The 24,099-nt window shown below is 66.6% G+C and carries 24 protein-coding genes; 4 read left to right on the top strand and 20 right to left on the bottom strand.

The window, feature by feature from the left end; all coding sequences use genetic code 11:
• Nucleotides 1-172: 172 nt before the first annotated feature.
• The 10 genes from WKW79_RS28480 to WKW79_RS28435 all read right to left on the bottom strand — a co-directional run bounded on the left by WKW79_RS28480 (nucleotide 173) and on the right by WKW79_RS28435 (nucleotide 7,164).
• Nucleotides 173-394 (bottom strand): hypothetical protein, encoded by a 222-nt coding sequence (locus tag WKW79_RS28480; protein ID WP_340338596.1) that lies wholly within the window; start codon nucleotides 392-394, stop codon nucleotides 173-175.
• A gap of 22 nt (nucleotides 395-416) precedes the next feature.
• The gene (locus WKW79_RS28475) at nucleotides 417-626 is read right to left on the bottom strand and encodes a hypothetical protein (RefSeq protein WP_340338595.1); all 210 of its coding nucleotides are present in this window, start codon (nucleotides 624-626) and stop codon (nucleotides 417-419) included.
• A 102-nt stretch (nucleotides 627-728) separates the two neighbouring features.
• Complete coding sequence (locus WKW79_RS28470) at nucleotides 729-1,343, bottom strand: glutathione S-transferase N-terminal domain-containing protein (protein WP_340338594.1); 615 nt, start codon at nucleotides 1,341-1,343, stop codon at nucleotides 729-731.
• Between the two features lie 29 nt (nucleotides 1,344-1,372).
• Nucleotides 1,373-1,789, bottom strand: a complete 417-nt coding sequence (locus WKW79_RS28465; RefSeq protein WP_340338593.1) for an ester cyclase — start codon at nucleotides 1,787-1,789, stop codon at nucleotides 1,373-1,375.
• Between the two features lie 22 nt (nucleotides 1,790-1,811).
• On the bottom strand, nucleotides 1,812-2,741 hold the full coding sequence (locus WKW79_RS28460; protein WP_340338592.1) for a glutathione S-transferase family protein: 930 nt from the start codon (nucleotides 2,739-2,741) through the stop codon (nucleotides 1,812-1,814).
• A 10-nt stretch (nucleotides 2,742-2,751) separates the two neighbouring features.
• Nucleotides 2,752-3,510, bottom strand: coding sequence for an SDR family NAD(P)-dependent oxidoreductase (locus WKW79_RS28455; protein WP_340338591.1), 759 nt, complete (start codon nucleotides 3,508-3,510; stop codon nucleotides 2,752-2,754).
• A gap of 58 nt (nucleotides 3,511-3,568) precedes the next feature.
• Nucleotides 3,569-4,741, bottom strand: coding sequence for a flavin reductase (locus tag WKW79_RS28450; protein WP_340338590.1), 1,173 nt, complete (start codon nucleotides 4,739-4,741; stop codon nucleotides 3,569-3,571).
• A 34-nt stretch (nucleotides 4,742-4,775) separates the two neighbouring features.
• The gene (locus WKW79_RS28445) at nucleotides 4,776-5,372 is read right to left on the bottom strand and encodes a glutathione S-transferase N-terminal domain-containing protein (protein ID WP_340338589.1); all 597 of its coding nucleotides are present in this window, start codon (nucleotides 5,370-5,372) and stop codon (nucleotides 4,776-4,778) included.
• 27 nt (nucleotides 5,373-5,399) lie between these two features.
• Entirely contained in the window at nucleotides 5,400-6,578 is a 1,179-nt protein-coding gene (locus WKW79_RS28440; protein ID WP_340338588.1) for an LLM class flavin-dependent oxidoreductase, read from the bottom strand.
• 49 nt (nucleotides 6,579-6,627) lie between these two features.
• A complete protein-coding gene (locus WKW79_RS28435; RefSeq protein WP_340338587.1) occupies nucleotides 6,628-7,164 on the bottom strand; it encodes an NAD(P)H-dependent oxidoreductase in 537 nt (178 codons plus the stop codon).
• Between the two features lie 338 nt (nucleotides 7,165-7,502).
• Here WKW79_RS28435 and WKW79_RS28430 point away from each other — a divergent pair, with 338 nt between their 5' ends.
• The 3 genes from WKW79_RS28430 (at nucleotide 7,503) to WKW79_RS28420 (ending at nucleotide 11,176) form a co-directional block, all read left to right on the top strand.
• On the top strand, nucleotides 7,503-8,384 hold the full coding sequence (locus WKW79_RS28430) for a LysR family transcriptional regulator (protein WP_340338586.1): 882 nt from the start codon (nucleotides 7,503-7,505) through the stop codon (nucleotides 8,382-8,384).
• 125 nt (nucleotides 8,385-8,509) lie between these two features.
• Entirely contained in the window at nucleotides 8,510-9,997 is a 1,488-nt protein-coding gene (locus WKW79_RS28425; RefSeq protein WP_340338585.1) for an aldehyde dehydrogenase family protein, read from the top strand.
• A 33-nt stretch (nucleotides 9,998-10,030) separates the two neighbouring features.
• Complete coding sequence (locus WKW79_RS28420) at nucleotides 10,031-11,176, top strand: CaiB/BaiF CoA transferase family protein (RefSeq protein ID WP_340338584.1); 1,146 nt, start codon at nucleotides 10,031-10,033, stop codon at nucleotides 11,174-11,176.
• 145 nt (nucleotides 11,177-11,321) lie between these two features.
• Here the strand turns inward: WKW79_RS28420 and WKW79_RS28415 are convergent, their stop codons facing one another.
• The 8 genes from WKW79_RS28415 to WKW79_RS28380 form a co-directional block, all read right to left on the bottom strand.
• Entirely contained in the window at nucleotides 11,322-12,224 is a 903-nt protein-coding gene (locus tag WKW79_RS28415; RefSeq protein WP_340338583.1) for an HNH endonuclease, read from the bottom strand.
• A gap of 171 nt (nucleotides 12,225-12,395) precedes the next feature.
• Nucleotides 12,396-13,475, bottom strand: a complete 1,080-nt coding sequence (locus tag WKW79_RS28410; protein ID WP_340338582.1) for an ABC transporter ATP-binding protein — start codon at nucleotides 13,473-13,475, stop codon at nucleotides 12,396-12,398.
• Between the two features lie 6 nt (nucleotides 13,476-13,481).
• On the bottom strand, nucleotides 13,482-14,243 hold the full coding sequence (locus WKW79_RS28405) for a carbohydrate ABC transporter permease (protein ID WP_340338581.1): 762 nt from the start codon (nucleotides 14,241-14,243) through the stop codon (nucleotides 13,482-13,484).
• 319 nt (nucleotides 14,244-14,562) lie between these two features.
• A complete protein-coding gene (locus WKW79_RS28400) occupies nucleotides 14,563-15,483 on the bottom strand; it encodes a carbohydrate ABC transporter permease (RefSeq protein WP_340338580.1) in 921 nt (306 codons plus the stop codon).
• Nucleotides 15,480-16,823 (bottom strand): ABC transporter substrate-binding protein, encoded by a 1,344-nt coding sequence (locus WKW79_RS28395; RefSeq protein ID WP_340338579.1) that lies wholly within the window; start codon nucleotides 16,821-16,823, stop codon nucleotides 15,480-15,482. The genes WKW79_RS28400 and WKW79_RS28395 overlap by 4 nt, the downstream gene beginning before the upstream one ends.
• Nucleotides 16,824-16,844: 21 nt before the next feature.
• Nucleotides 16,845-17,801 carry a TauD/TfdA dioxygenase family protein gene (locus WKW79_RS28390; RefSeq protein WP_340338578.1) on the bottom strand — a complete coding sequence of 319 codons (957 nt, stop codon included), beginning with the start codon at nucleotides 17,799-17,801 and terminating at the stop codon, nucleotides 16,845-16,847.
• Nucleotides 17,802-17,984: 183 nt separating this feature from the next.
• On the bottom strand, nucleotides 17,985-18,407 hold the full coding sequence (locus WKW79_RS28385; RefSeq protein ID WP_340338577.1) for a DUF1801 domain-containing protein: 423 nt from the start codon (nucleotides 18,405-18,407) through the stop codon (nucleotides 17,985-17,987).
• Nucleotides 18,408-18,519: 112 nt separating this feature from the next.
• Nucleotides 18,520-19,452 carry a CysB family HTH-type transcriptional regulator gene (locus WKW79_RS28380; RefSeq protein WP_340338613.1) on the bottom strand — a complete coding sequence of 311 codons (933 nt, stop codon included), beginning with the start codon at nucleotides 19,450-19,452 and terminating at the stop codon, nucleotides 18,520-18,522.
• A 198-nt stretch (nucleotides 19,453-19,650) separates the two neighbouring features.
• Between WKW79_RS28380 and katG the strand changes: the two genes are divergently transcribed.
• A complete protein-coding gene (katG, locus tag WKW79_RS28375) occupies nucleotides 19,651-21,897 on the top strand; it encodes a catalase/peroxidase HPI (RefSeq protein ID WP_340338576.1) in 2,247 nt (748 codons plus the stop codon).
• 23 nt (nucleotides 21,898-21,920) lie between these two features.
• Here the strand turns inward: katG and WKW79_RS28370 are convergent, their stop codons facing one another.
• Nucleotides 21,921-22,871: an ABC transporter substrate-binding protein gene (locus tag WKW79_RS28370; RefSeq protein WP_340338575.1), complete on the bottom strand. Its 951-nt coding sequence runs from the start codon at nucleotides 22,869-22,871 to the stop codon at nucleotides 21,921-21,923.
• Nucleotides 22,872-22,895: 24 nt separating this feature from the next.
• Nucleotides 22,896-24,059 carry a c-type cytochrome gene (locus tag WKW79_RS28365; protein ID WP_340338574.1) on the bottom strand — a complete coding sequence of 388 codons (1,164 nt, stop codon included), beginning with the start codon at nucleotides 24,057-24,059 and terminating at the stop codon, nucleotides 22,896-22,898.
• Nucleotides 24,060-24,099 lie beyond the last annotated feature (40 nt).

Here is a 24,099-nt window from a genome sequence, read left to right as displayed (position 1 = left end):
CTGTGAATTAATCGTGCTCAACGGGTTTTTAAGGGCCGGCATATTGCAACAGCGGCCTTTCAATTCAACCGCACCCCAGTCCCCGCATCAAAAAAATGCGCCGCCTCGCCCAGCGGCCACAGCGGCAGCCGATCCCCCGGTCTTGCACTGATCCGATCCCGAAACGCCGCAATCACGTTCTGCCCGCAAAGCGCGCCGCGATCTGCGTCTCCGACCCTGTCGGCTCCGCCACGATCACATCCGCCCCCGCGCCGCGGCTCGCATCCAGCGTGAAGTGCTCCGGCCGCGTCCCGTACAGCACGCGGTCCCCATGCGCCCCGCGCGCAGGCGTTAGCGCGAGCGGCAATTGCAGCCCGTCGTCCGTCACCACATGCGGCGGCGATGCGCCATCCATTGCAAGCGCCCCGGAATGAAGTTCATCGCCGCGACCCGATGAAGCCCGCCACGAAAGCATTGCGCGGCTGGTCGTACAGCGCCAGCGGCGCGCCGACCTGCTCTACCACGCCGTCCTTCAGCACCACGATGCGGTCGGCCATGGTCGTGGCCTCGACCTGGTCGTGCGTGACATAGACGGTGGTGGTGCCCAGGCGCTGATTCTGCGCCTTGATCTCGGTGCGCATCTGCATGCGTGGGTTACCGTCGAGGTTCGACAGAGGCTCCTCGAATCATGATGGCGTCGCAGCAGAATTAGTGAGAAGCAGCACAGTGCCGCACGCTCAATGCGTTGCTCAACAAGGCATCGTCTTCCCAAACGACGCCCGCTCCCGCAAGCGCTCTGACAACGCATCCAGCGCCGAAAGCTGCGGCATCCACGGCGCATCTGCAAAGCGAAACCGCAAGTAGTCAAGGGCAACCACCGCACAAATCGCATCCAGCGTCGGCGCCGCACCATTCGCCGCAAGCGGCACGCGCTGCGCAATGTCCTCCAACCGCCCCATCCCCTCAGCCATCGTCCGACGCCGCCGCAATCCCACCGGCGTCTCGTCAAACAACACCGGCGCCGTCGACTTGCGCGTGATGATCGTGTGCACCGCCGCGTCGATCACCCCCAGCGCGATGCCCGCTCGGGACAGCGTCCCCAGCGCGTCCTCGCCCAGCAAACTCGGATACTCCGGCGGCGGCCGCTCGCGCTCCAGCCACTGCACGATCAGCAGGCTTTCCGGCAATGGCGTCCCGTCGTCTGTGATCAGCGTCGGCACGCGCGTCGCCGCATTGGCTTCGCGCAGGCGCGGGTCGTCGGCCCAGGGGTCGACGATGGTCGGTTCGATCTCCAGGCCTTTCTCGATCAGCGCCACGCGGGCGATCCGCACGAAGGGCGAGGTGGTGTTGGCGAGCAGTTGCATCCAGGCCTCCGAAAGCTAGCTTGCTGGGCTCAGTTGGGCAGTGCGCCGAGCTGCTTCATCATGCCGAGGTTGTCGAGTTGCGCCCAGTGCTCGATGAGCACGCCGTCGCGGATCTGGAACAGGTCGAGCACGGCCACCTCGATGCGCTTGCCCGTGGCGGCCATGTCACCGAAGGCGCCGGTGTGCGTCGCATGGATGGTCAGGCGCACCAGCACCTTCTCGCCCTCGGCGACGAAATCCTGCAAGGGCAGTTGCATGTCGGGGAATGCCGGCATCAACGCGTCATGCAGCTTGGCGACACCGTCGGGGCCGACCACCTCGAAGGGCAGGCCCGGATCGTGGCGCACGAAGCCCGGCGCGATGTGCTTCTTCATCCAGTCGGTGTCGCCGGCCAGGAAGGCTGTGAAGTAGTCGCGGCAGAGTTGCTTGTTGGCTTCGAGGGACATGGGGTTGTTCTCCTAGTTCTGTTCAGGCCGCGACGACGTCGAAGCCCAGTCGCGGGAAGTGGATGTGCAGCTCGCCCGCTTCGGCATCGCTGCGACGGATGACGATCTCGCTGTCGCTGGCCGCGACGAGCGTGCCGGCCACTGGCACGCGTGCGTTGTCGTCGGGCGTGACGGTGACCAGGGTGCCGGCGCGCAGGCCGCCGGGGTCGCCGTCGGGTTGCAGGTGCGTGACGGCGGCGGGCGCGGCCTTCTGTGCGGCGGCGAAGGCGTCGTCCGGGCTCATCGGCTCGGGCTTGCCGTGGCCGATAGCGCCCAGCCGGTCGAACCATGGCAGCAGCGGGCCGTCGTGGCCGGCCATCGCGTCCACCTCGGCCGGGCAGTTCTTGCGCAGCAGGAAGATGGTCTGGTAGCAGGCCAGGTCCAGCGCGCTCGGCGCATCGCCGAAGATGAACTTGCGGCCGTCGGCCAGTGCGGTCTTGAGCCACGCGTACTGCGCCGCGACGCGCTGGCGATGCAGGTGCAGTTCCGGCGCCATCGCGGCCTTGCTCATATCGAAGCCGAGGTAGCCCTCCTTGCGGTCCTTGATGAACTCGGCCGGCAACTGGTCGCCGATGAAGTGGGAGAGGACGCCGATGGTCGGGATCCACATCGTGCGTTCCCACGCGAAGGCCAGGCCGCGCGCCACGCCCTCGCACCCGGCCGGGTACAGGCTCGGCGAAGGATGCAGTCGCTCCAGCGTGGGCAGGATGATGTTGGTGTCGCAGAAGATGTCCGCGCCGATCTGCATGACCGGCACGCGGCGGTAGCCGCCCGTCAGCGATTCCAGCAAGGGCCGCGGCGGCATCGGCGCGATGTCCACCGAGCGCCAGGCCAGCCCCTTGAGGCCGAGCGTGACGCGCACCTTCTCGGAGAACGGCGACAGGGTGTAGTGGTGCAGGATGATGTCGGTCATTCGCTCGTCCTCAGTACATGATGTGGCCGCCGTCGACGACGATGGTCTGGCCCGAGACGAACCCCGCCAGGTCGGAGAGCATGTAAAGCGCCGTGCCCACCAGGTCGTCGGGCTTCTGTTCGCGCGACAAGGCACGCGCCTTCAGGAAGCTCTGCTGCCATTCCACGGGCCGGTCGCGCGTGGCGTCGGTGATGACGAAGCCCGGCGCAATCACATTCACGCGCACGCCGTGCTTGCCGACTTCCTTGGCCAGGCCCTTGGTCATCGATAGCACCGCGCCCTTGCTCGCGACGTAATGCAGGTAGCCCGGCTGGCCCGCCACGGCGACGACCGAGGCGATGTTGACGATGCTGCCGCTGCCCTGGCTGCGCATTGCCGGCATCACCGCGCGGCAGCATTGCCACACGCCCTTGACGTTGACGTTGAAGATGCGGTCCCACACGGCCGGGTCGATCTCCTCGAACTCGGTGAGCTTGACCTCGCGGAAGTAGGCCGCGTTGTTGACCAGGCCGTCGATGCGGCCGAAGCGCTTCAGCGTGGCGTCGGCCATGGCGCGCACGGACTGCTCGTCCGACACGTCCACGCGCACGGCCAGCGCCTGGCCGCCGGCCTTCTCGATGAGGGCGATGGTCTCGTCGGCCGCGTTCATGTCGGCCGCGACGACGTTGGCGCCCTGCGCCGCGCAGCCCAGCGCAAAGGCCTGGCCGATGCCCGTGGCCGCGCCGGTGACGATCACCGTGCGGCCGGCGAGAAGGTCGTGCGCGCTCATTGGAAACCTCCGCGTCGATGTGTTGCGGTGCGAATGCCTTCCGGCGGCTGGACGGCGTTCATGCGTGGGCCTCTTCGCGCACCGGTTCCTCGGCCTGCGTGCTCGCTTGCTGCGACGAGCGCTTGAGGTGGTCCACCAGGCGCTTGCCTGCGGCCTGCAGCGAGTCGTAGGAACGGATCACGATCGCATGGCGGCGCTGGGCCCAGCTCTCGTCCAGTTCGACGACCTTGACGTTCATGGCCTTCGCATAGAGGTGCGCCATCTTCAGCGGCAGCATGCCGATGCCGAGCCCCGCCTGCACCATGGCCGCGAGCGCGTCATAGGTGTGCACCTGCATGCGGCAGCGCCAGGCCTTGTCGAGCTCGGCCGCCGCGCGCTGGATCTGCAGGTTGATCTGGCTGCCGGTGTGCAGGCCGACGTAGTCGTAGTCCAGCGTGTCGGCGAACTTCACCGACGCCTTGCCCGCCAGCGGATGGTTCTCCGGCACCGTCAGCACCAGGCGGTCGTCGCGGTATGGAATCACTTCGAGGCCGCTGACTTTCGGGCCTTCCACGATCAGGCCGATGTCGCAGGCGTTCTCCTGCACGGCGGTGACGACCGCGGTGCTCACCTTCTCCTCCAGGTGCACGTCGATGAGCGGCTGCCTCTTCAAAAAGGTTTGCAGGTCGGCCGGCAGGAACTGCGTCAGCGTCGAGAGGTTGGAGGCGATCCGCACATGGCCCGTGAGCGATTGCGTCGCGCCGAGCTTGCCGTCCGCAAAGATCAGCGGGCTGATGCCTTCCTCGACGCGCACCGCGCTCACGCGGCCGATCACCACCGAATGCGTGCCGAAGGGCACCACGCTGTCGATGTCGCAGAACAGGTTGCACTGCGCGCCTTCGAGGTACGGCATGCCGCTGTCCTCGTTGCGCCATTCGCCGACCCCGAAGCGTTCGTCGCCCTTGAGCCGGCCGCTGAAGGCCGACACGAGGTCCTCGTGCTCGGTGGTCAGCACGTTGACGCAGAAGCGACCGCGGCCGATGAGCGCTGGGTGGATGCTGGCGCTGTGGTTGACGCAGATGAGCAGCGACGGCGGGTCCATGGTCAGCGAGTTCACAGCCGTGGCGGTCATGCCGTAGCGGTTGCCGTTGACGTCGGCCGTGCTGATGATCGTCACGGTGGAGGCCAGGCGGCGCATGGCGCGCTTGAACTCGGTGGTCACCTGGGCGCTGTCGGCGGAAGGGGTGGTCATGGCGAATGTCCTGGAAGGGTTTTCTTGTTGAAGGTCAGGCGCGCGGCAGGCTGGTCTCGAAGGAGGCGCGGGCATTGAGGCGTGCGGTCAGGCGGGTCAGCCGGGGCAACTCAGGCAGCCAGGCCGCATCGGGGAAGCGGAAGCGCACATAGTCCAGCGCCACGACGCTGGCGATCACCGCCAGGTCGGGCGTGCCGGATTCGAAGGCCGGCGGATCGGCTTCCAGCCGCGACAGGGCCTCGACGATGGTGCGCCGGCGGCGCAGCCCGACGGGAGAGCCGTCGAAGCTGGCGTCGGTGATCTTGCGGCCGATCAGCGTGTGCACGGCCGCGTCGATCACGCCCATCGCGATGCCGGCGCGCGAGATCGCCGCGGTCGGGTCGCTGCCGAGCAGCGAGGGCTGCGGCTTCTGCGTCTCCAGCCACAGCACGATCAGCAGCGACTCGGTCAGCGGCCGACCCTCGTCGGTCAGCAGGGCCGGCACGCGCGCCGCCGCATTCGCCTTGAGCAGCGCAGGCGCATCCGCCCACGGGTCGACCAGGGTCGTGCCGATGTTGGCATGCCCCTTCTCGGCCAGCGCGATGCGCGCGATGCGGGCATAGGGCGAGGTGGTGTTGAGCAACAGTTGCATGTCGGGCTCCTCGGCGGCGCTCCTTGCTCAGGCCATTGCCGGCTCGCGGGCGGCCTGGGCGGTGGCGGGCGCCGCGGCGGGCGCCTTGCGCAGGCCGGCCTGCACCAGCAGCGGCATGACCTTCTCGTTCCAGTACGGCAGTTCCTGGTTGTAGTCCACCATCGTGATCAGCGAGCCGTCGACGCCGGTCTTCGACATCTCCAGCATGCGGTCGACGATCTGCTCGGGCGTGCCGACCAGCGGATAGCCGCCCCAGCCGGCGATGAAGTTGCGGCGGAACTTGTCCATGTAGTCGGGCGAGTAGGAGCCGCTCTCGACGCCGAACACCTTGCAGATGTTGTCGGCGGCTTCCCAGTCGCCCTTCTGGTTGACGTAGTAGTCGTAGTACTCCTTCGCTTCCTTCTCGGTGTCGCGCGCCACTGCGTAGCTGTAGGTGAAGGTGCCGATCTCGCGCTGGTACTTGTCCCAGGCCAGCTTCTTCATCTCCTTGACCCAGGCGGTGGCCTTGTCGAGGCCTTCTTCCTCAATGACGGAGAAGTTGATGTCGCAGTACTTGGCGGCGAATTCGCGGCCCTTGCCGGAGGAGCCTGCGCTGATGAGCACCGGGCGCGGCTTCTGGAAGGGCTTGGGGTCGGCGAAGCCCTGCTTGACCGACAGGAACTGCCCTTCATAGTCGAACCACTGTTCCTTCCACAGCTTCTCGACGATCTCCACCCATTCGGTCGCGTACTCGTAGCGGGTGTCGTGCTCCATCATCTTGCGGCCGAACATTTCCATCTCGGGCGTGAACCAGCCGCACACCATGTTGATGCCGAAGCGGCCCTTGGAAATCTGGTCGATGGTGGTGCCCATCTTGGCCGCGACGATCGGGTGGATGGTGGGCACGTGCGAGGTCGCGAACAGGAAGATCTTCTTCGTCACCGCGGCCAGCGAGGCGGCCCAGGTGTAGGTCTCCATGCAGTTGCCGTTGAAGTTGCTGGGCCCGCCGAAGCCGCGCCAGCGCGCGATCGGCACCATGCATTCCCAGCCCGCGGCTTCGAGGATCTCGGCGATCTCCTTGTTCTTCTCGAAGGTCGGCTCGAAGCTGGTCTCGGCCAGCGTCATCGCGCAGGCGTTGGAGCAGTTGGAGCCGAAGATGCCCAGCTTGAACTTGTTGTCGTTGAACATCGGGTTGCCGGCCTGGCGGAATTCGTCGAGGTTGCTCATGGTGTGTCTCCTTGGATTGAACTGGGGGATGGAAAGGGGTGGGCGGGAATCAGTGCGTCGTCGTGGCTTGCAACAGTTGCGCGAGTTCGTCGACGGTGCGGTCGATGCGGGCCTGGAAGGCTGGGACCAGGCGTTCGGGTGTTTCGAAGTCCGGTTCCAGCGCGTAGAGGCCGCGCGTCGCGACGCTGGCGTCGAAGAACAGGAACAGCGGGCGCAGGTGGTAGTCGATGACCGCGGCGTGATGCGGGGCGCGGCCGGTGGCCGTGACGATGACCGGCTTGCGCGCCAGCGCCGTCATGTCGAAGAGATCGAACAGGTGCTTGAAGAGGCCGGTGTAGGCGCCCTTGTAGACGGCGGTGCCGACGACCAGGGCGTCGGCCTTCTGGATGGCGTCGAGGATGCGTTCGAGTTCGGGAGCGGCCTTCGCGCGCTCGCTGGTCTGGCCGAAGGTGGGGCCGGCATCGACGAGGTCATACGCGACCGTCTGGCCGAGGCCGCGTGCGCTGGCGGTGTCGAGCACCGCCTGCACCAGGGTGCGGGTGCGGGAAGGGCGGGCTGCGTTGCCGCTGAAACCGACGATGCGCAATTCACGTCTCCTGTGTGATGCGCCGCGAGGAAGGATTCCCGATGCGGCATGGACGCGAATGCTATGGACGCAGGCTCAAAGGCTGTAGCTGATTCTGGGCAACCGGGATTCACCAGAATTCAAACTCGATACAAACCCTAGTTCATCGATGAGACGCTTTTCCGAGGGAGGCGAGCGCGAGAGGCGGGTTCGGCGCAATGAAGCTGGTTGGCGTGCCGCACATCGCGGCAAGACGGTCTTGACGAAATTCGTAGACCGACGCAGGGTCATGTCCGGGTGCAATGAGGACACAACATCGCGATGGCGTGGCGCCTTCGCGTCCAACGGAGACCGGCGACATGCTCCCTGACATCGATTCCCTCGCGCTGTTCGTGCGCGCTGCCGAACTGCACAGCCTCAGCAAGGCGGCGGAAGCCTCGCACATCGGCGTGGCCGCGGCGAGCCGGCGCATTGCGCTGCTGGAGCATCGCTTCAAGACCACGCTGCTGGAACGATCGCCGCGCGGCGTCGAGCTGACCGCGGCGGGTGTGACCCTGCTGGGGCATGCCAAGACGCTGCTGATCCACCTCAACCACATGAACGCGGACATGGGCGACCACGCGGCCGGGCGCAAGGGCGTGCTGCGCATCATCGCCAACACTTCCGCGATGACGGAGTACCTGCCCGACGACCTTGCGAGCTTCGCGCGTGACAACCCCGACGTGCGGCTCGTGGTCGAGGAGCGCTGGAGTGCCGAGGCGATCCGCTTGCTGCTCGCGGGCGAGGCCGACATCGGCATCGTGGTGGAGGGCTTTCGGACGGAGGGGCTGGAAACTTTTGCCTATCGCAGCGACCGTCTCGCGGTCATCGCGCCGCCGGGGCACGCGCTGGTGCAACTCGAGCAGATGCGCTTCGAGGATGTGCTGGACCACGATCTCATCGCTCTGGAAAGCGGCTCGTCGATGATGCGCCTGCTGGCGGAGCAGGCAGTGGTGATGGAGAAGTCGCTGAGCCTGCGCGTGCAGGTGCGCAGCTTCGAGGCGGTGTGTCGCATGGTGCAGGCGGGGCTCGGCGTGGGGCTGCTGCCCTTCCAGGCGGCGAAGGTGCTTGGCGAGAGCATGAACCTGACAGTGCGCGAGCTGGCCGAGGCATGGGCCGAGCGGCACATGCTGCTGTGCGTCAAGAAGGACCGGCCGCCGAGCCTGTCGCTGACGCTTTTGCTGGACCACTTGCGCGGCTGATGCTTCTCTGCTCATCGAATTTCGACAAGGCCGCCTTGCCGAACTTCCGATGGACGCTCCGGCAGGGTGCTTCAAGAATCAGCCCATCCCGCGGATTCGCGAACACATTGCCTGGAGACAACCAAATGCTCAACTCGGAGCGCAGCCTCTTTCCCGCCTCGCTGTCGCAAGCGGAATCCCTGCCGGTCTACGGCCACCTCATCGGCAATCGGTGGGTGGCGAGCGCGCAGCCGCCGCTGGCCGTCGTCGCGCCCGCCACCGGCGAACGCTTCGCCTGGCTGGCACGCGGCGGCGCAAGCGAGATCGATGCGGCCGTCGCTGCGGCCCGCGCGGCACTGGACGGCGAGTGGGGCCGGATGACCGCCGCCGACCGTGGCCGCCTCATGCTGCGCTTCGCCCAGAAGGTGCTGGACAACGTCGAGCGCCTCGCATGGATCGAGGCGCATGACACCGGCAAGCCGATCTCGCAGGCACGCAACGACATGCGTGCCGTCGCGCGCTACTTCGAGTTCTATGGCGGCGCCGCGGACAAGGTCCATGGCGAGGTCATCCCCTACCTCAACGGCTACAACGTCACCGTGGTGCGCGAGCCGCTCGGCGTCACCGCACACGTCACGCCCTGGAACTACCCTGCGCAGATGTTCGGCCGCTCGCTCGCGCCGGCGCTGGCCATGGGCAACGCCACCGTGCTCAAGCCCGCCGAGGAAGCCTGCCTGGTCTGCCTCGAATTTGGGGCGCTGGCGGTGGAGGCGGGCTTTCCGGCGGGTGCGCTGAACATCGTGACCGGGCTCGGCGAGGAGGCAGGCGCACCGCTGTCGAAGCATCCGGACATCAACTTCCTGTCCTTCACCGGCTCGCCCGAAGTCGGCCGGCTGATCCAGGAGGCTGCGGCCATCCACCATGTGCCCGTGGTGCTGGAACTCGGCGGCAAGTCGCCGCAGGTGGTCTTTGCCGATGCCGACCTCGAAGCCGCCGCCGCCACCGTCTGCAAGGCCATCACGCAGAACACCGGCCAGACCTGCTCGGCCGGCAGCCGCGTGCTCGTGGAGCGGCCGATCTTCGACAAGTTCATGGGCATGGTCGCGTCGAACTTCGAGAAGCTGCGCATCGGCCGGCCGGAGGACGACACGGATCTCGGCCCGGTCATCAATCAGACGCAGCAGAAGCGAGTGCTGGACTTCATCGAAGGCGCGCAGCGCGATGGCGTGCCGCTGATCGCGCAGGCGAAGCCGGATGCGTCGCTGTCGGGTGGCTACTTCGTGCCGCCCACGGTGTTCGGCCCGGTGGCCGCGGACAACGCGATCGTGTGCCAGGAGATCTTCGGACCGGTGCTGGCGGCGCAGGAGTTCGACTCCGAGGACGAAGCGGTCGCGCTGGCCAACGGCACCGAGTTCGGCCTCGTCGCCGGTGTGTGGACCCGCGATGGCGCACGCCAGCAGCGCCTGGCCAAGCGCATCGTCTCGGGCCAGGTTTTCGTCAATTGCTACGGCGCGGGCGGCGGCGTGGAACTGCCCTTCGGCGGTACCAAGCGCAGCGGCCACGGGCGTGAGAAAGGCCTGATGGCGCTGGAAGAGGTCAGCACCACCAAGACCGTCGTGAACTACCACGGCTGATCACGCGACACCGATTCAGGAGGACTGCGAGACATGGCGAGCAAACCACTGGAAGGGATCACCGTGCTGGCGCTGGAGCAGGCGGTGGCGGCACCGTATTGCAGCAGCCGCTTGGCCGATGCAGGCGCGCGGGTGATCAAGATCGAGCGTGCGGAAGGCGACTTCGCGCGCGGCTACGACAGCGCGGTGCACGGGGAGTCCTCGTACTTCGTCTGGATCAACCGCGGCAAGGAATCGATCGCGCTGGACCTGCGCAGCGAGGAAGACCGCGCGCAGTTATCGGCGCTGGTGGCGAGTGCGGATGTGTTCATCCAGAACCTTGCGCCGGGTGCGACGACACGGCTGGGCTTCGGCTCGGCGACGCTGCGGGAACAGCATCCACGCCTCATCACCTGCGACATCTCCGGCTACGGCGAAAGCGGCCCGCTGCATGAACTCAAGGCGTACGACCTGCTGGTGCAGGCGGAGAGCGGCCTGGTCGCGGTGAGCGGCGCGCCGGGGCCATGGGGACGCATAGGCGTGTCGATCTGCGACATCACCGCCGGCATGAACGCGCTGATCGGCATCCAGCAGGCGCTGATCCAGCGCGAGCGCACCGGGCGCGGCAGCGGCGTCAAGGTGTCGCTCTTCGATTCGGCCGCGGAACTGATGACCGTGCCTTATCTCCAGGCCCGCTACGGCGCCGGTGCGCCGGACCGCGTCGGCCTGAAGCACCCAAGCATCGCGCCCTACGGTGCCTTCACCTGCTCGGACGGGCGCGAACTCGTGCTGTCGATCCAGAACGAACGCGAATGGGCCAGCTTCTGCGAGCGCGTACTGCTGCGTCCGGACGTTGCGAGCGACGTGCGATTCGCGAGCAACACCGTGCGCACGAGCAATCGCGCGGACCTGGAGTCGTTGATCCGCGATGTGTTTGCGGGACTGACCTATGCGCAGGCGGTGGACCGCCTGACGGAGGCGCAGACGGCCTATGGCGCGATCAACTCGGTGCATGACTTGATCCAGCATCCGCAACTGCGGACGCGGCCGATGAATGTGCGCGGGCTCGTTGCGCAGGTACCGGCGACGCCCTATGCGACGGAGTGGGATGACAGCGTGTTTGTGCAGGCGCCCGGCATTGACGAGCATGGGGATGCGCTTCGGCGGGAGTTCGAGGTGGTGTCGGGGGCGAGTATTTGAGGGGATCTGATTGCCTGCCACGCGTCCGCTGCTTCCACCGTGCGCAGCGTCTGCATTAGCAACGCAACGCCGCCAGCACAGTCAAAAAATCGGTGGGATCATCCTGCGCGTGATCGGCCCGCTGCCTTGCTTGGTGGCGTCGTTCTTACCGGTCACCTGGGACCTTGGTGTTTGATCCTGCTTCGGCGTCATCGGCGAGCGCCCATGCGCAGTCCTGGCGATGTTCCCTGAGCGCCAAGAGGCTAGGGGCGTCCATGGCGTCGCACGGCAGACGAATCGACTGACCAGCCAGTCGGGCGTATTCGCTTTCCAGGAGGGTGTCGCTCACCTGCAATTTCAAGGTTCCAGGGTTGACGCAGATCAGGTGCAGGTCGAAGAGCTTGTGAATGTCGGTCCGCAGCAGCAAGCCATTGGGCATCACATTGGACTTGGGGCCGCTGAAGCGTGCGATGTGAGCGGCGTCGAGCAGGTCGACCACAGGGCAACCCGTGATCGCGCATCGCCCGCCATAGGCTCGGATGAGCCCGGCGCGAAAGGCGGGCTGCCCCTCGCGCAGCACCATGGCCGCCAGGACGCGCTTGCGTTCGTCGGACATGTCTGCCGGGCTGAATTGACCGTTCGTCTCGAACGCATGCCGGGCGCGCTCCAGCGCCAGGTCGTCGGCCGTCTTGATCTGACGGACGCTCAGCACCTTGCCGCCGCCGTCGTACAGTTCCCAGACGCCGTGCTTCTCTGGGTCGTATGCCAAGTAGCGAACACCGCGCCCTTCGCCAATGCGGAACAGACGGTCGTATTCGCTACCAGCATCAGTCCGGCGGGGCGCGCCTTTCAAAAAGTTGCCGCGGGACCTGCTGTTGACCGAGGTCGCTGAAAGATCGGGGAGGAAGTTCTTGGGCGCGAAGTGCGGTATTTCCGCGAGCACGAGCTCCTCAATCTCGCGCACAGTTACAGGTCGGTCGAAGCTGAGCGCCGCATCGGAGACGATTTCCCAGGTGCGCCTATCACCGTAGCGATACCGGCCTCCAGTCTTCTGTGTCTTCTCTTCCATGGGCGATCGGGGTGGTTGCCAACCGTCGCGAGGGTACCGGGATCGGCTCACTGCATCTATCGACCACCCGAGATAGAGCCGTTGTCCGAGGCTTGCTAGTCCCAAGCCGGATACTTCCAGGTGTTCTGAGCCTGCCTGGGACACCATGCGGCGCGTGCTGCGGCGCGCAACTCAATTCAACCGCACCCCACTCCCCGCATCAAACAAATGCGCCGCCTCCCCCAGCGGCCACAACGGCAGCCGATCCCCCGCCCGCGCACTGATCCGGTCCCGAAACGCCGCAATCACGTTCTGCCCCGCAAAGCGCGCCGCGATCTGCGTCTCCGACCCCGTCGGCTCGACCACGATCACATCCGCCCCCGCCCCGCGGCTCGCATCCAGCGTGAAGTGCTCCGGCCGCGCCCCATACAGCACGCGGTCCCCATGCGCTCCGCGCGCAGGCGTTAGCGCGAGCGGCAATTGCAGACCGTCATCCGTCACCACATGCGGCGGAGCTGCCCCGTCCAGCTGCAACCGCCCCGGAATGAAGTTCATCGCCGGCGACCCGATGAACCCTGCCACGAACGCATTGCGCGGCTGGTCATACAGCGCCAGCGGCGCGCCGACCTGCTCGACCACGCCGTCCTTCAGCACCACGATGCGGTCGGCCATGGTCATCGCCTCGACCTGGTCGTGCGTGACGTAGACGGTGGTGGTGCCCAGGCGCTGGTGCAGCGCCTTGATCTCGGTGCGCATCTGCACGCGCAGCTTGGCGTCGAGGTTCGACAGCGGCTCGTCGAACAAAAAGGCCTCGGGCCGGCGCACGATGGCGCGGCCCATCGCGACGCGCTGGCGCTGGCCGCCGGAGAGTTGCTTCGGCCTGCGCCCCAGCAACTGGTCGAGGCCCAGGATGTCGGCGGCCTGGCGCACGCGCTGGTCGATCTCCTTGCGGTCGGTGCCCTGCATCTGCAGCGCAAAGCCGAGGTTCTGGGCGACCGTCATGTGCGGATACAACGCATAGTTCTGGAACACCATCGCGATGTTGCGGTCGCGTGGCGCCACGTCGTTGATGAGTTCATCGCCCAGCCGGATCTCGCCGCCGGTGATGCTCTCCAGCCCCGCGATCATGCGCAGCAGCGTCGACTTGCCGCAGCCCGACGGCCCGACCAGCGCAAGGAACTCGCCCTCGTGGATGTCGATGTCGATGCTGCGCAGCACGGGCGTGCTGCCGAAGTCCTTGACCAGGTTACGGATGGTGATGGAAGAAGACACGTTCGTTCAGTCCTTGACGCCGCCGGCCGTGAGCCCGCGCACGAGGTAGGTGCGGACCAGCACGGTGAACACGATCACCGGGAACATCACCAGCGTGCCGCTCGCGGCGATCTTGGTCCATTCCCAGCCTTCGTACTGGAGGAAGTTGACGATCGCGACCGGCGCCGTGATGGCATTGGTGCGCGTGAGGATCAGCGCGTAGAAAAAATCGTTCCACGAGAAGATGAAACACAGCACCGCGGTGGCCGCGAGCCCCGGCGCCGTGAGCGGCAGCGTGATGCGCCAGAAGGCCTGCCAGATGCCGCAGCCGTCGATCCACGCGGCCTCTTCCAGTGCGACCGGCACGGCCTCGAAGAAGGTCTGCATCAACCAGATCACGATGGCCAGGTTGAAGGTGAGGTACACGATCGCCAGGCCGATGACGGTGTCCTGCAGGCCGAGGTACTGGTACGCCAGGAAGAACGGAATGGTGAAGGCGATCGGCGGCGCCATGCGCGTCACCAGGATCCACAGCGCGATGCGGTCGCGGCCCTTGAACTGCCAGCGCGTGAGCGCATAGGCGGCCGGCACGCCGATCAGCAAGGACATGCCGGTCGACAGCGTGCTCACCAGCAGGCTGTTGCCGAAGGACTTGAGGAAGTTGCCTTGCAGCAGGCTCCTGAAGCTGTCGAGCGTAGGCACGAACAGCAGGCTGTCCTCGAAGATGTCGGCCGCGGGCTTGAAGGCGAGCTGCACCAGCCAGAGGAAGGGCGAGAGCAAGATGAGCATCAGCAGCACCGCGACGATGGGGCGTGCGTGGCGGCGCAGCCAGGGCTTCTTGCGTGTGCGGCGCTGGGGAGCCGTCCGGGTCCGCGGTACAGGTGCGGCAGGCAGCGTGACACCTTCGTCGTGCCCGATGCCGATCAACCCTCCGTCGATCGCGGGGAGGCTCCGGACGAGTCCTCGCGAGGACGCGCGCCTCGGGTCGGGATGGGGCGCAAGGCGCAAACCGGAGCCATAGCCAAAGCTATGGCGAGGATTTGCAACGCCGCGCACCGCCCGAGCCGAGGATGCGCGTTCCGCGAAGGACTCGTTCGGAGCCTCCTTCTTACCGCTCTGCATGATCATTCCACCCGAGTCTTCCGACCAGCCAGCTCAGCATGAAAACGCCTGCGAGGATCACCATCGCAATCGCGCTCGCATAGCCCCAGTAGGAGAAGTTGAAGGCCTGGATGAAGCCGTAGTAGTTGGTGACCTCGGTGACCGAACCCGGTCCGCCGTTGGTCAGCACGTAGATCAGCGGAAAGGCCTTGAAGCTGTCGATCAGGCGGAACAGGCCGCATACCAGCAGCACCGGCCGGATGTACGGGAACATGATGTAGCGGAACAGTTGCCAGCGGTTCGCGCCGTCAAGGCTGGCCGCTTCGATCGGGTCGTCCGGGATCATCTGCAGCGAGGCCAGCACCATCAACATCGTGAAAGGGAACCACTGCCAGGTGTCGGCCACGGTCAGCGCCCACAGCGCGGTGTCGGGGTTGGCGATGAGCGAGCGCACCGGCAGGCCCACCGCGTCGAGCACGCGATGCATCGGGCTCACGTCCGGCGTGTAGATGATCTTCCAGATCAGCGCCACGACGATCGGCGGCAGCACCATCGGAATGAGGAACACCGTGCGCGTGGCGCCGAGCACCTTCGACTTTCCGTTGAGTAGCAGCGCCAGCCCCAGCCCCACGCCAAGCTGCAGCGCGACGCTGACAACGGACAGCTTCAACTGCACCGCGATCGACGCCAGGAAGCGCTGGTCTTCCAGCAGGTGCCGGTAGTTGCCGAACGGGTCGTCGAAGCGGAAGGTGTTGGCCGGATCGGTCAAGCTCAGCGGCGTGAGGCTCGCGACCAGCAGCGCCGCCGCCGGCACCAGCGTGATCGCCAGCAGCACCAGCAGCGAGGGCGACAGGCCGATGAGGAAGGCGCGCTTGCGCTCAGCCTCCCAACTGTTGCCAGCCCTCCGCGCAACGGCGATCGCACTCACAGGTTCAGGCCTGCCCGTTTCAGCTCCGCGATCGACTGCGCCTGCGCCTGCTGGAACGCCTGCTTCGCAGACAGCTGCCCGGTCGCGATGAGCTCGATCGCCTTGTTGAGCTGCTGGTCGACCTGCGGATAGACCGACACGGTGCGGTACTTCATGTGGCCGGTCTTCGAGGCCAGTTCGATCGAGTCGAGCGAGAGCTTGGCGAGGTCGCTGCCGTTGATGACCTGCTTCTGGCGGAACTCGGTCGAGTCGATGTCGGAGCGGCGGGCCGGCGAGCCATAGCCCGCGGCCACGGCGCGGCGCGTGGTTTGCTTGCTCAGCGCCCACTGGATGAAGGCCCATGCGGCCTCCTTCTTCTTCGAGCCGGCGGGGATGCCGAGCCCGTGCACCGCAGTCCCCGGAAAGCGCCCGGCCGGGCCCTTGGGGATGAGGCCGAACTTGACGGTCTGGATGGTCTTGCTGGTGGCCGGGTCGCCGAGTTGCGCCAGGTGCAACTGGCCCGCATCGGTGAAGTTCACGCGGCCGAGCTTGAGCGCCTGCGTCACCTGGTCAGGCTGGTAGGTCACTGCGCCGTCGGGGCCGAACTCCTTCAGCAGGTTGGCGTAGTACTCGCCGGCAGCAATGGCCTCGGGCGTGTCGAGCGTGGGGAACAGGTCGTCCGGCGCCTTGCGGAACACGTCGCCGCCGAAGGCATGCAGGTACGGCACGAAGGTCCAGCCGTAGTGGTTGTCGGCGACGAAGCCGGCCACGCGCTCCTTCTTGTTGACGGCGCGCAGAACTTTCACCAGGTCGTCGGTGGTGTCGGGGAAGGCGAGGCCGGCCTTCTGCACCAGGTCGAAGCGCGACGAGGCGGTGAGCAGCGCCTCGGCCGTCCACGGCACGCCGTAGAGCTTGCCGTCCTTGCCGGTCTCGGGCGCGCGGGCGCCGGGGAGGAAGTCTGCGAGGTCAAAGTCGGCGGGCGTGAGGTTGGGGTTCTTGATGTAGTCGTCGAGCGGCGTGAGCCAGCCCGAGTTGATCCAGCGGCTCGAATAGATGAAGGTGACGTTGACCACGTCATAGGCGGCGCCCTTGGTCGACAGCTCCAGGTCGACGCGCTGGTTGTAGACGGGGAAGGAGGGCGCGTCGAAGTTGACCTTGGCGCCCGTGAGCGCCTCGAACTCGGGCAGCCATTGCTGCAGCAGCTTGGGGTAGGCCGCGCTGAAGGTGGAGACGTTGAGCGTGACGCCGTCGAACTTCTTGGCGCCGCCTTGGGCTGCGGCCAGGCCAGGGAGCAGGGCGCCCGCGCCGAGTGCGGCGCCGGCCTTGAGCAGGCCGCGGCGGGCGTTGTTGAAATCGTTCATGGTCTTGTGCTGTTGCGTTGTTCAGGCGGTCGCGGTGATGAGTTCGTCGATGCGCTCGTCATTGGTCGCCTCGGGCCGGCTGCGCGTGCGGCTGCGCTGGCCGTCGACCGACACCGCCGTCTCGCCATGCACCGTCACGCGCCGCACCAGGCGTGGTTGCTTGCCGTAGTCGTTGATCGCGAAGTGCTGCGTGGCGCGGTTGTCCCAGATCGCCACGTCGTCCTGCTTCCAGTTCCAGCGCACCGTGTTCTCCAGCCGCGTGACGCGGTTCTGCAGCAACTCGAAGATGCGCGCCGACTCGCTGCTCGACAGTCCGACGATCTTCTTCACGAAGTGGCCGAGCAACAGGCCGCGCTCGCCCGAGACCGGATGCACATGCACCACAGGATGCTCGGCCTCGTACACGGCCGAGACGAACACGTTGCGGTGATGGCGCAGCCGTTCCTCCTCGACCACCACGCGGTCGGCGCCGTAGTCGTAATCGTTGCTGTGCACGGCCCAGAGCGAGTCGGCCAGGCGCTTGAGGTTCTCGGGCAGGCGCTCGTAGGCGATGGCGGTGTTGGCCCAGACGGTGTCGCCACCATAGGCCGGGATCGTCACGCCGCGCAGGATCGAGATCTTGGGGAAGGCATCGACGAAGGTCACGTCGGTGTGCCATGAATCGGCGCGGCCGCCGCCTTTCGAGGCGTCGAGTTCGAACAGCTTGGTGCCTTGCGGCGACGGCACGGTCGGGTGCGCGACGGTCTTGCCGAAGCGTGCGCCGAAGGCCTGGTGTTCGGCGTCATCGAGCTGTGACTGACCGCGGAAGAACAGAACCTTGTGCTTGACCAAGGCGGCGTTGATTTCTTCTTGCGTTGCCTCGGGCAGCGTGGACGAGAGCTTCAAGTCCAGCACCTCGCCACCGATGTTGCCGGCCACGCGGCGGACCCTAAAGGCGTTGAAAGTGGTGTCGAGGCTGGACGGATTCGGCGTGCTCATGGGGCAAGGCTCCTGCGGGTGTGCATGTGATCGGAAGGACTCGAAATGCTAGGAGCGCAGGGGCGCACCGGGTTCGAATCAAACCGGATATCGACATGCGCTTTTCGCGCTTGCTGCGCGCCGCGTGGGCGCGCATCCTCATGCCGGTGTCAGTGCGTGGACTGTCCGCCCACGCGACGCCGCTCAGGCCTTGGCTTTGGCCTTCTTCGCAGGCTTGGTCTTGTTCAGCGCGATCGCCTCATGCACCAACGCCTTGAAGGCGGTCGCGTCCACTTCCTCGCCTTCCGCGATGTCGATCGCGCGACGCAGGTTGCCATCCAGGCTGGAGTTGAAGAGCTTGGCCGGGTCCTTCAAATGCGCGCCCTTGGCGAAGGTCAGCTTGACCTTGTCCTTGTACGACTCGCCGGTGCAGATGATGCCGTCGTGCTCCCAGACCGGCGTGCCCATCCACTTCCATTCCTCGACGACGTCGGGGTCGGCCTGCTGGATGAGCTTGCGCATGCGGGCGAGCGTTTCGCCCCGCCAGTCACCGAGGTCGGCGATGCGTTTGGAAATGAGTTCGGGTGCCGAGGCGCCTTCGCCCGTGGCGGTCTTCTTCGTTGGCATGCGCGCATCCTTGAAGCCCAAGCGCCATGCGTCTGGAAGACGGCGGCGGGTGGTGCTGTAAGACTACTTCGAAGGCGCCGATGTTACGGCGGGCGCACGCCGCCTGCACAGGTCAAGCGAGAGTCGCTTCGTCGCTCAGTGCCTGGTCCACCACCGCCCGCGTCAGCGTCGGCGCAAACGACTCGATGAAGGCATAGACATACCCCCGCAGATAGCTCCCACGCCGCACCGCCAGCTTTGTCAGGTTGATGCCGAACAAATGCCCCGCATCGATCGCCCGCAGTTGCGCATCCCGCTCCGCCTCATACGCAATGTTGGCCACGATCCCGACCCCCATCCCCAGCCCCACATAGGTCTTGATCACATCCGCATCCATCGCCGCCAGCGCAATGTTCGGCGTAAGGCCGTGCTGTTCAAAAGCGTCGTCGATTCGCGTCCGCCCCGTGAACCCGGTGTCATAAGTAATCAGCGGATGCTGCGCCAACGCCTCAAGCGTCAGCGGCGCGTCGAGCAGCGCATGCCCCGGCGGCACGATCACCGAGTGGGTCCAGCGGTAGCAGGGCAGGGCGAGCAGTTGCGGATAGTCCGCCAGCGCCTCGGTCGCGATGCCCACGTCGACTTCGCCCTCCAGCAGCATCTGCACGATCTGCTTGGGCGAGCCCTGGTGCAGGTGCAGCCGCACGTTGGGATAGTGCGCCCGGAACTCCTGCACCGCCACCGGCAGCGCATAGCGCGCCTGCGAATGCGTGGCCGCGACCGACAGCACACCACTCTGCTGCGCGACGAACTCCTGCCCCGCATGGCGCAGGTTGGTGCTCTCCATCAGCACGCGCTCGATGATCGGCAGCACATGGCCGCCGGGCTCCGTGAGGCCGGTCAATCGCTTGCCGGCGCGCACGAACAGCTCGATGCCGAGTTCGTCCTCGAGTTCGCGGATCTGGCGGCTGACGCCGGGTTGCGAGGTGTGCAATGTCTGCGCGGCCTCGGTCAGGTTGAAGCCGCTTCGCACGGCCTCTCGCACCGAGCGAAGTTGTTGGAAATTCATGATGAGGGCGATTCTGGCGGTCACGCTTCATTTCCGGAACGAACGATTCGTTGATTCCAAATGAGAGAACTGTCTTTGGCAGGGATATGACAAACCCTTGGTCGGCACGCTATGGCCGGCATTGAATTGCTCTATTCCCCTCGCGCGGTGTCTGCCACAGAATCGATCTCCCCTCACGCACAACAGGAGATTGAATCCATGGCCAATGAGAAGACCGAGGCAAAGTGTCCCTTCAGCCAGGCAGCCGGTGGTGGCACGTCAAACAGCGACTGGTGGCCTCGGCAGTTGCGGGTGGACTTGCTGCACCAGCACTCCGCCAAGTCGGACCCGATGGGCGAGGGTTTCGACTATGCAAAGGAATTCGAGAGCCTGGACTACGCGGCGCTGAAGAAGGATCTCGCCGACGTGATGACCGACTCGCAGGACTGGTGGCCGGCGGACTTCGGCCACTACGGGCCGCTCTTCGTCCGCATGGCCTGGCACAGCGCCGGCACCTATCGCATCGGCGATGGACGTGGGGGCGGTGGGCGCGGCCAGCAGCGCTTTGCGCCACTCAACAGCTGGCCCGACAACGTGAGCCTGGACAAGGCCCGGCGCCTGCTCTGGCCGGTCAAGCAGAAGTACGGCAAGAAGATCTCCTGGGCCGACCTGATGATCCTCGCGGGCAACGTCGGGCTGGAGACCATGGGCTTCAAGACCTTCGGCTTCGGCGGCGGCCGGCCCGACGTGTGGGAGCCGGACCAGGACGTGTACTGGGGCCAGGAGCAGAAGTGGCTGGGCGGTGACGTCCGCTATTCGCGCGGATCGCCGGGCGTCGACGAGGCCCACGGAGTGCTCGTGAAGGACGACGACAGCCAGGTGAAGCATTCGCGCGACCTGGAGAACCCGCTGGGCGCCGTGCAGATGGGCCTGATCTACGTCAACCCCGAAGGCCCGGACGGCAACCCCGACCCGATCGCCGCGGCCTACGACATCCGCGACACCTTCGGCCGCATGGCGATGGACGACGAGGAAACCGTGGCGCTCATCGCCGGCGGCCACACCTTCGGCAAGACCCACGGCGCCGCGCCGGCATCGAACGTGGCGGTGGAACCCGAAGCCGCCGGCATCGAGGCCCAAGGCCTGGGTTGGCACAACAGCTTTGGCACCGGCCGGGGCGGCGACACGATCACCAGCGGCCTGGAAGTCACCTGGACCACCACGCCGACCAAGTGGAGCACCAACTTCTTCTGGAACCTGTTCGGCTACGAGTGGGAACTGAGCAAGAGCCCGGCCGGCGCGCAGCAGTGGGTGGCCAAGGGCGCAGGCGCGACCATCCCGCATGCGCACGACCCGTCGAAGAAGCTGGTGCCGACCATGCTGACCACCGACCTGTCGCTGCGCTTCGACCCGGCCTACGAGAAGATCTCGCGCCGCTTCATGGAGCACCCCGACCAGTTCGCCGATGCCTTCGCGCGCGCCTGGTTCAAGCTCACGCACCGCGACATGGGGCCGCGTGCGCGCTACCTCGGGCCGGAAGTGCCGAAGGAAGAGCTGATCTGGCAGGACCCGGTGCCCGCGGTGGATCATCCACTGGTCAGCGACCAGGACGCCGAGGCGCTGAAGCAGAAGGTGCTGGCCTCGGGCCTGACGACGGCGCAACTGGTCTCGACGGCCTGGGCCTCGGCCTCGACCTTCCGCGGCTCCGACAAGCGTGGCGGTGCGAATGGTGCGCGCATCCGGCTGGCGCCGCAGAAGGACTGGGCGGTCAACCAGCCGCAGGAACTGTCGAAGGTGTTGCAGACGCTCGAAGGCATCCGCAGCGACTTCAATGCCGGCGGCAAGAAGATCTCGTTGGCCGACCTGATCGTGCTGGCGGGCAATGCGGGCGTCGAGAAGGCGGCCAAGGATGGCGGCCGCACGGTGAAGGTCCCGTTCACGCCGGGGCGCACCGATGCGTCGCAGGAGCAGACCGATGTGGACTCCTTCGCGCCGCTGGAACCGGTCGCGGACGGCTTCCGCAACTACACGAGCGTGCGCTATGGCGTGCCGGCCGAAGTGTTCCTGGTCGACAAGGCGCAGCTGCTGACGCTGACGGCGCCGGAGATGACCGTGCTGGTGGGCGGGCTGCGTGTGCTCGGCGCCAATGCGGGTGGCTCGAAGCATGGTGTGCTCACGCAGAAGCCGGGCACGCTGACCAACGACTTCTTCGTCAATCTGCTCGACATGGCGACGGAGTGGAAGGCGGTCGCGGGCGGCAACGACGAGTTCGAAGGGCGTGATCGCAAGTCGGGCGAATCCCGCTGGACCGCGACGCGTGCGGACTTGGTGTTCGGTTCGAACTCGGTGCTGCGGGCCGTTGCCGAGGTCTATGCGGGTTCGGATGCCAAGGAGAAGTTCGTCGATGACTTCGTGGCCGCCTGGACCAAGGTGATGAACCTCGACAGGTTCGACGTCAAGCGGTAGTCTGCCCACTCTTCGGGCCAGCGCTATGCGCTGGTCCCGAAGCCCGTATCGAAAGTGCCTCGCACGTCGAGGTGCTGCTTTATCAGCCCGACCTGCTCGTAGAAGTCGGCGGTGCCTTGCTGGTCCGCGATCACCTTGGCGTCGATCGCGATCCACTTCTGCTGGCGCCGTTCGAACTGCAACTTCGCCGCCTCGGGCGGGATGCCGATGATGCGGGCCAGCGTGCTGGAGTAGGCATCGACGTTGCGATACGACCAGACCTGTGCCTTGACGACACGTTGCAGGAAGTCCTGCAGCACCGGGCGCTTGGAAGCAATGGCGGCATCGGTCGCGGCCAGGTAGCTCAGGCCCGGCAGCAGGCCACGTCCGCTTACGAGCACGCGCGCATGCTGGCTGGTTTCGGCCAATGCGGTGTACGGCTCCCACGTCGCCCATGCGTCGACCGAGCCTTGCGTCAGCGCCAGCTTGGCATCGGCCGGCGCGAGGAAGCGGATGTTCACGTCCTCCGGCTTCAGGCCCGCCGAGGTGATGGCCTTGAGCGTGATGTAGTGGCCGATGGAACCGCGGTTGGTGGCGATGCTCTTGCCCTTGAGGTCCGCAGCGGTCTTGAGCGGTGAGTCGGGCCGCACGAGCACTGCGGTTCCGTAGGAGTCGGCGCGGTTCGCACCAATGGCCTTCACGCGCGTGCCGGCCGCGAGGGCGAAGATCAAGGGTGCATCGCCGATGGGGCCGGAGTCGACGGCCTGGGCGTTCAGCGCTTCGGCGAGCGGCGCGGCGGCGGGGAACTCGGACCACTGGATGTCGTAGGCCAGGCCTTCGAGGCCACCGGCCGCTTCGAGCAGCGCGCGCAGGCCGCCCTTCTGGTCGCCGGCCTTGAGCACGGGGCGGGTTTGGGCATGGAGCGTCGGCAGTGCGATGAGTGTGGCGGCGGTGCCGGCGATGAAGTGGCGGCGTGACGTGGTGCTTGAAATCATTGCGAGTCCTTGGTTGAAAAAAGATCAGTGGATGAAGCCGCCCTTGACGGACCGCACGGGCTCGGCGTCGATGCGTGCGATGAGGGCTCCGAGGCCGTCGCTGGCTGGCACGCCCCTGGTGGCTTGGGGTGCGAGGTCGGTGCGGCAGACCAGGTCGTCTTCGGACCACGCGGACTGATCCGGCGCGTTGCGGGCGCGCAGCCAGCCGTCGCGGTCGGCGATCAATTGCAGGCCGGGGAGGGCGTCGGTGCCGGCGCCGGCGATGAGCGCGAGCGCTTCGCGGGCATCGGCGTTGTCGACTTCGCAATCCGCCGACGGCGTGGTGGTGGCGCGCGCGGAAGTGCGGATGATGATGCTCACGAGGCGCGGGTCTTCCAGAGGTGGCGCCGTCGATGCGTCGGCAAGCACGATGCGCATGCGCTGGCCGCGCCATGCAGAAAGCGCCCTCGGCGCATGGTCGCCGCAGCGCACCGTCATGTCGGGCAGGGCGATCGGCTGCGCCCAGGCGCCGGTCGCGCGCAGGCTTTGGCCCGCGGCGTTGGCTTTCATGAAGTCGATCAACGCCCACACGTCTTGCGCATCGAGGCTGTCGGCGAAGGCCGGCATCGTCGCGCGGCCGCGCCGGTCGTGGGTGCCGTGCAGGATGCGCCACAGCACATCGCCATCGGCGCGCTTCCACAGCAATGGCCCGGCGAGGTTCGGCGGCCACACGGGTTGCGCCGATGCAAGCGTTCCGCCGCGACCGTCCGCGCCGTGGCATGCCACGCAATGTTGCGCATACAGCGCGCGGCCTTGCGCGATCGACCCCGCGCTGAAGCCGGTGGGCGAGCGATGAAAGCTCGTCGGCTGCGCGGGCGCCATCAGCACGCTGGCATCGGGCCAGGGCGCGAGCAACAGCAGCAACGGGACGGTGCCCATGAGCCACCATCGGCGCCGACGCCAGAACAGCGCAAGCAGCAGCACGACGACAGCCAGCGCCAGCAGCGCCAGCGTCCACGCCAGGCGCCGCGCCTGTCCCAGGTCGATCAACAGGTTCTCGCCCGTCAATCGAAGCGGCCAGGGCCATGCAGCCTGCCCCTCGCTGGTGCCCGACAGACCCACCCACGACAGCAGGCGCAGCACCGCGAGCTGCACGGCTTCCAGCGCGCTGATCAGCGGGTTGACCCACTCGGCGTTCGGGATGTTCATGGTTCAAAAGGCGACTTCGCCATCGAACGCATCACTGCGC

Origin of the sequence: Variovorax robiniae (assembly GCF_037889955.1) — a bacterium.
Lineage (GTDB): Bacteria > Pseudomonadota > Gammaproteobacteria > Burkholderiales > Burkholderiaceae_C > Variovorax > Variovorax robiniae.
This window is presented reverse-complemented; position numbering and strand designations above follow the sequence as displayed.

What these genes read in the sequence shown, in the direction of transcription:
- WKW79_RS28425 (WP_340338585.1), top strand. Translation starts at nt 8,510, where the DNA reads ATGCTCAACTCGGAGCGCAGCCTCTTTCCCGCCTCGCTGTCGCAAGCG.
- WKW79_RS28480 (WP_340338596.1), bottom strand. Translation starts at nt 394, where the DNA reads ATGGATGGCGCATCGCCGCCGCATGTGGTGACGGACGACGGGCTGCAA.
- WKW79_RS28405 (WP_340338581.1), bottom strand. Translation starts at nt 14,243, where the DNA reads ATGCTCATCTTGCTCTCGCCCTTCCTCTGGCTGGTGCAGCTCGCCTTC.
- WKW79_RS28415 (WP_340338583.1), bottom strand. Translation starts at nt 12,224, where the DNA reads ATGGAAGAGAAGACACAGAAGACTGGAGGCCGGTATCGCTACGGTGAT.
- WKW79_RS28465 (WP_340338593.1), bottom strand. Translation starts at nt 1,789, where the DNA reads ATGTCCCTCGAAGCCAACAAGCAACTCTGCCGCGACTACTTCACAGCC.
- WKW79_RS28455 (WP_340338591.1), bottom strand. Translation starts at nt 3,510, where the DNA reads ATGAGCGCGCACGACCTTCTCGCCGGCCGCACGGTGATCGTCACCGGC.
- WKW79_RS28470 (WP_340338594.1), bottom strand. Translation starts at nt 1,343, where the DNA reads ATGCAACTGCTCGCCAACACCACCTCGCCCTTCGTGCGGATCGCCCGC.
- WKW79_RS28395 (WP_340338579.1), bottom strand. Translation starts at nt 16,823, where the DNA reads ATGAACGATTTCAACAACGCCCGCCGCGGCCTGCTCAAGGCCGGCGCC.
- WKW79_RS28385 (WP_340338577.1), bottom strand. Translation starts at nt 18,407, where the DNA reads ATGCCAACGAAGAAGACCGCCACGGGCGAAGGCGCCTCGGCACCCGAA.
- WKW79_RS28450 (WP_340338590.1), bottom strand. Translation starts at nt 4,741, where the DNA reads ATGACCACCCCTTCCGCCGACAGCGCCCAGGTGACCACCGAGTTCAAG.
- WKW79_RS28390 (WP_340338578.1), bottom strand. Translation starts at nt 17,801, where the DNA reads ATGAGCACGCCGAATCCGTCCAGCCTCGACACCACTTTCAACGCCTTT.
- WKW79_RS28475 (WP_340338595.1), bottom strand. Translation starts at nt 626, where the DNA reads ATGCAGATGCGCACCGAGATCAAGGCGCAGAATCAGCGCCTGGGCACC.
- WKW79_RS28440 (WP_340338588.1), bottom strand. Translation starts at nt 6,578, where the DNA reads ATGAGCAACCTCGACGAATTCCGCCAGGCCGGCAACCCGATGTTCAAC.
- WKW79_RS28365 (WP_340338574.1), bottom strand. Translation starts at nt 24,059, where the DNA reads ATGAACATCCCGAACGCCGAGTGGGTCAACCCGCTGATCAGCGCGCTG.
- WKW79_RS28370 (WP_340338575.1), bottom strand. Translation starts at nt 22,871, where the DNA reads ATGATTTCAAGCACCACGTCACGCCGCCACTTCATCGCCGGCACCGCC.
- WKW79_RS28445 (WP_340338589.1), bottom strand. Translation starts at nt 5,372, where the DNA reads ATGCAACTGTTGCTCAACACCACCTCGCCCTATGCCCGCATCGCGCGC.
- katG (WP_340338576.1), top strand. Translation starts at nt 19,651, where the DNA reads ATGGCCAATGAGAAGACCGAGGCAAAGTGTCCCTTCAGCCAGGCAGCC.
- WKW79_RS28430 (WP_340338586.1), top strand. Translation starts at nt 7,503, where the DNA reads ATGCTCCCTGACATCGATTCCCTCGCGCTGTTCGTGCGCGCTGCCGAA.
- WKW79_RS28460 (WP_340338592.1), bottom strand. Translation starts at nt 2,741, where the DNA reads ATGACCGACATCATCCTGCACCACTACACCCTGTCGCCGTTCTCCGAG.
- WKW79_RS28420 (WP_340338584.1), top strand. Translation starts at nt 10,031, where the DNA reads ATGGCGAGCAAACCACTGGAAGGGATCACCGTGCTGGCGCTGGAGCAG.
- WKW79_RS28380 (WP_340338613.1), bottom strand. Translation starts at nt 19,452, where the DNA reads ATGAATTTCCAACAACTTCGCTCGGTGCGAGAGGCCGTGCGAAGCGGC.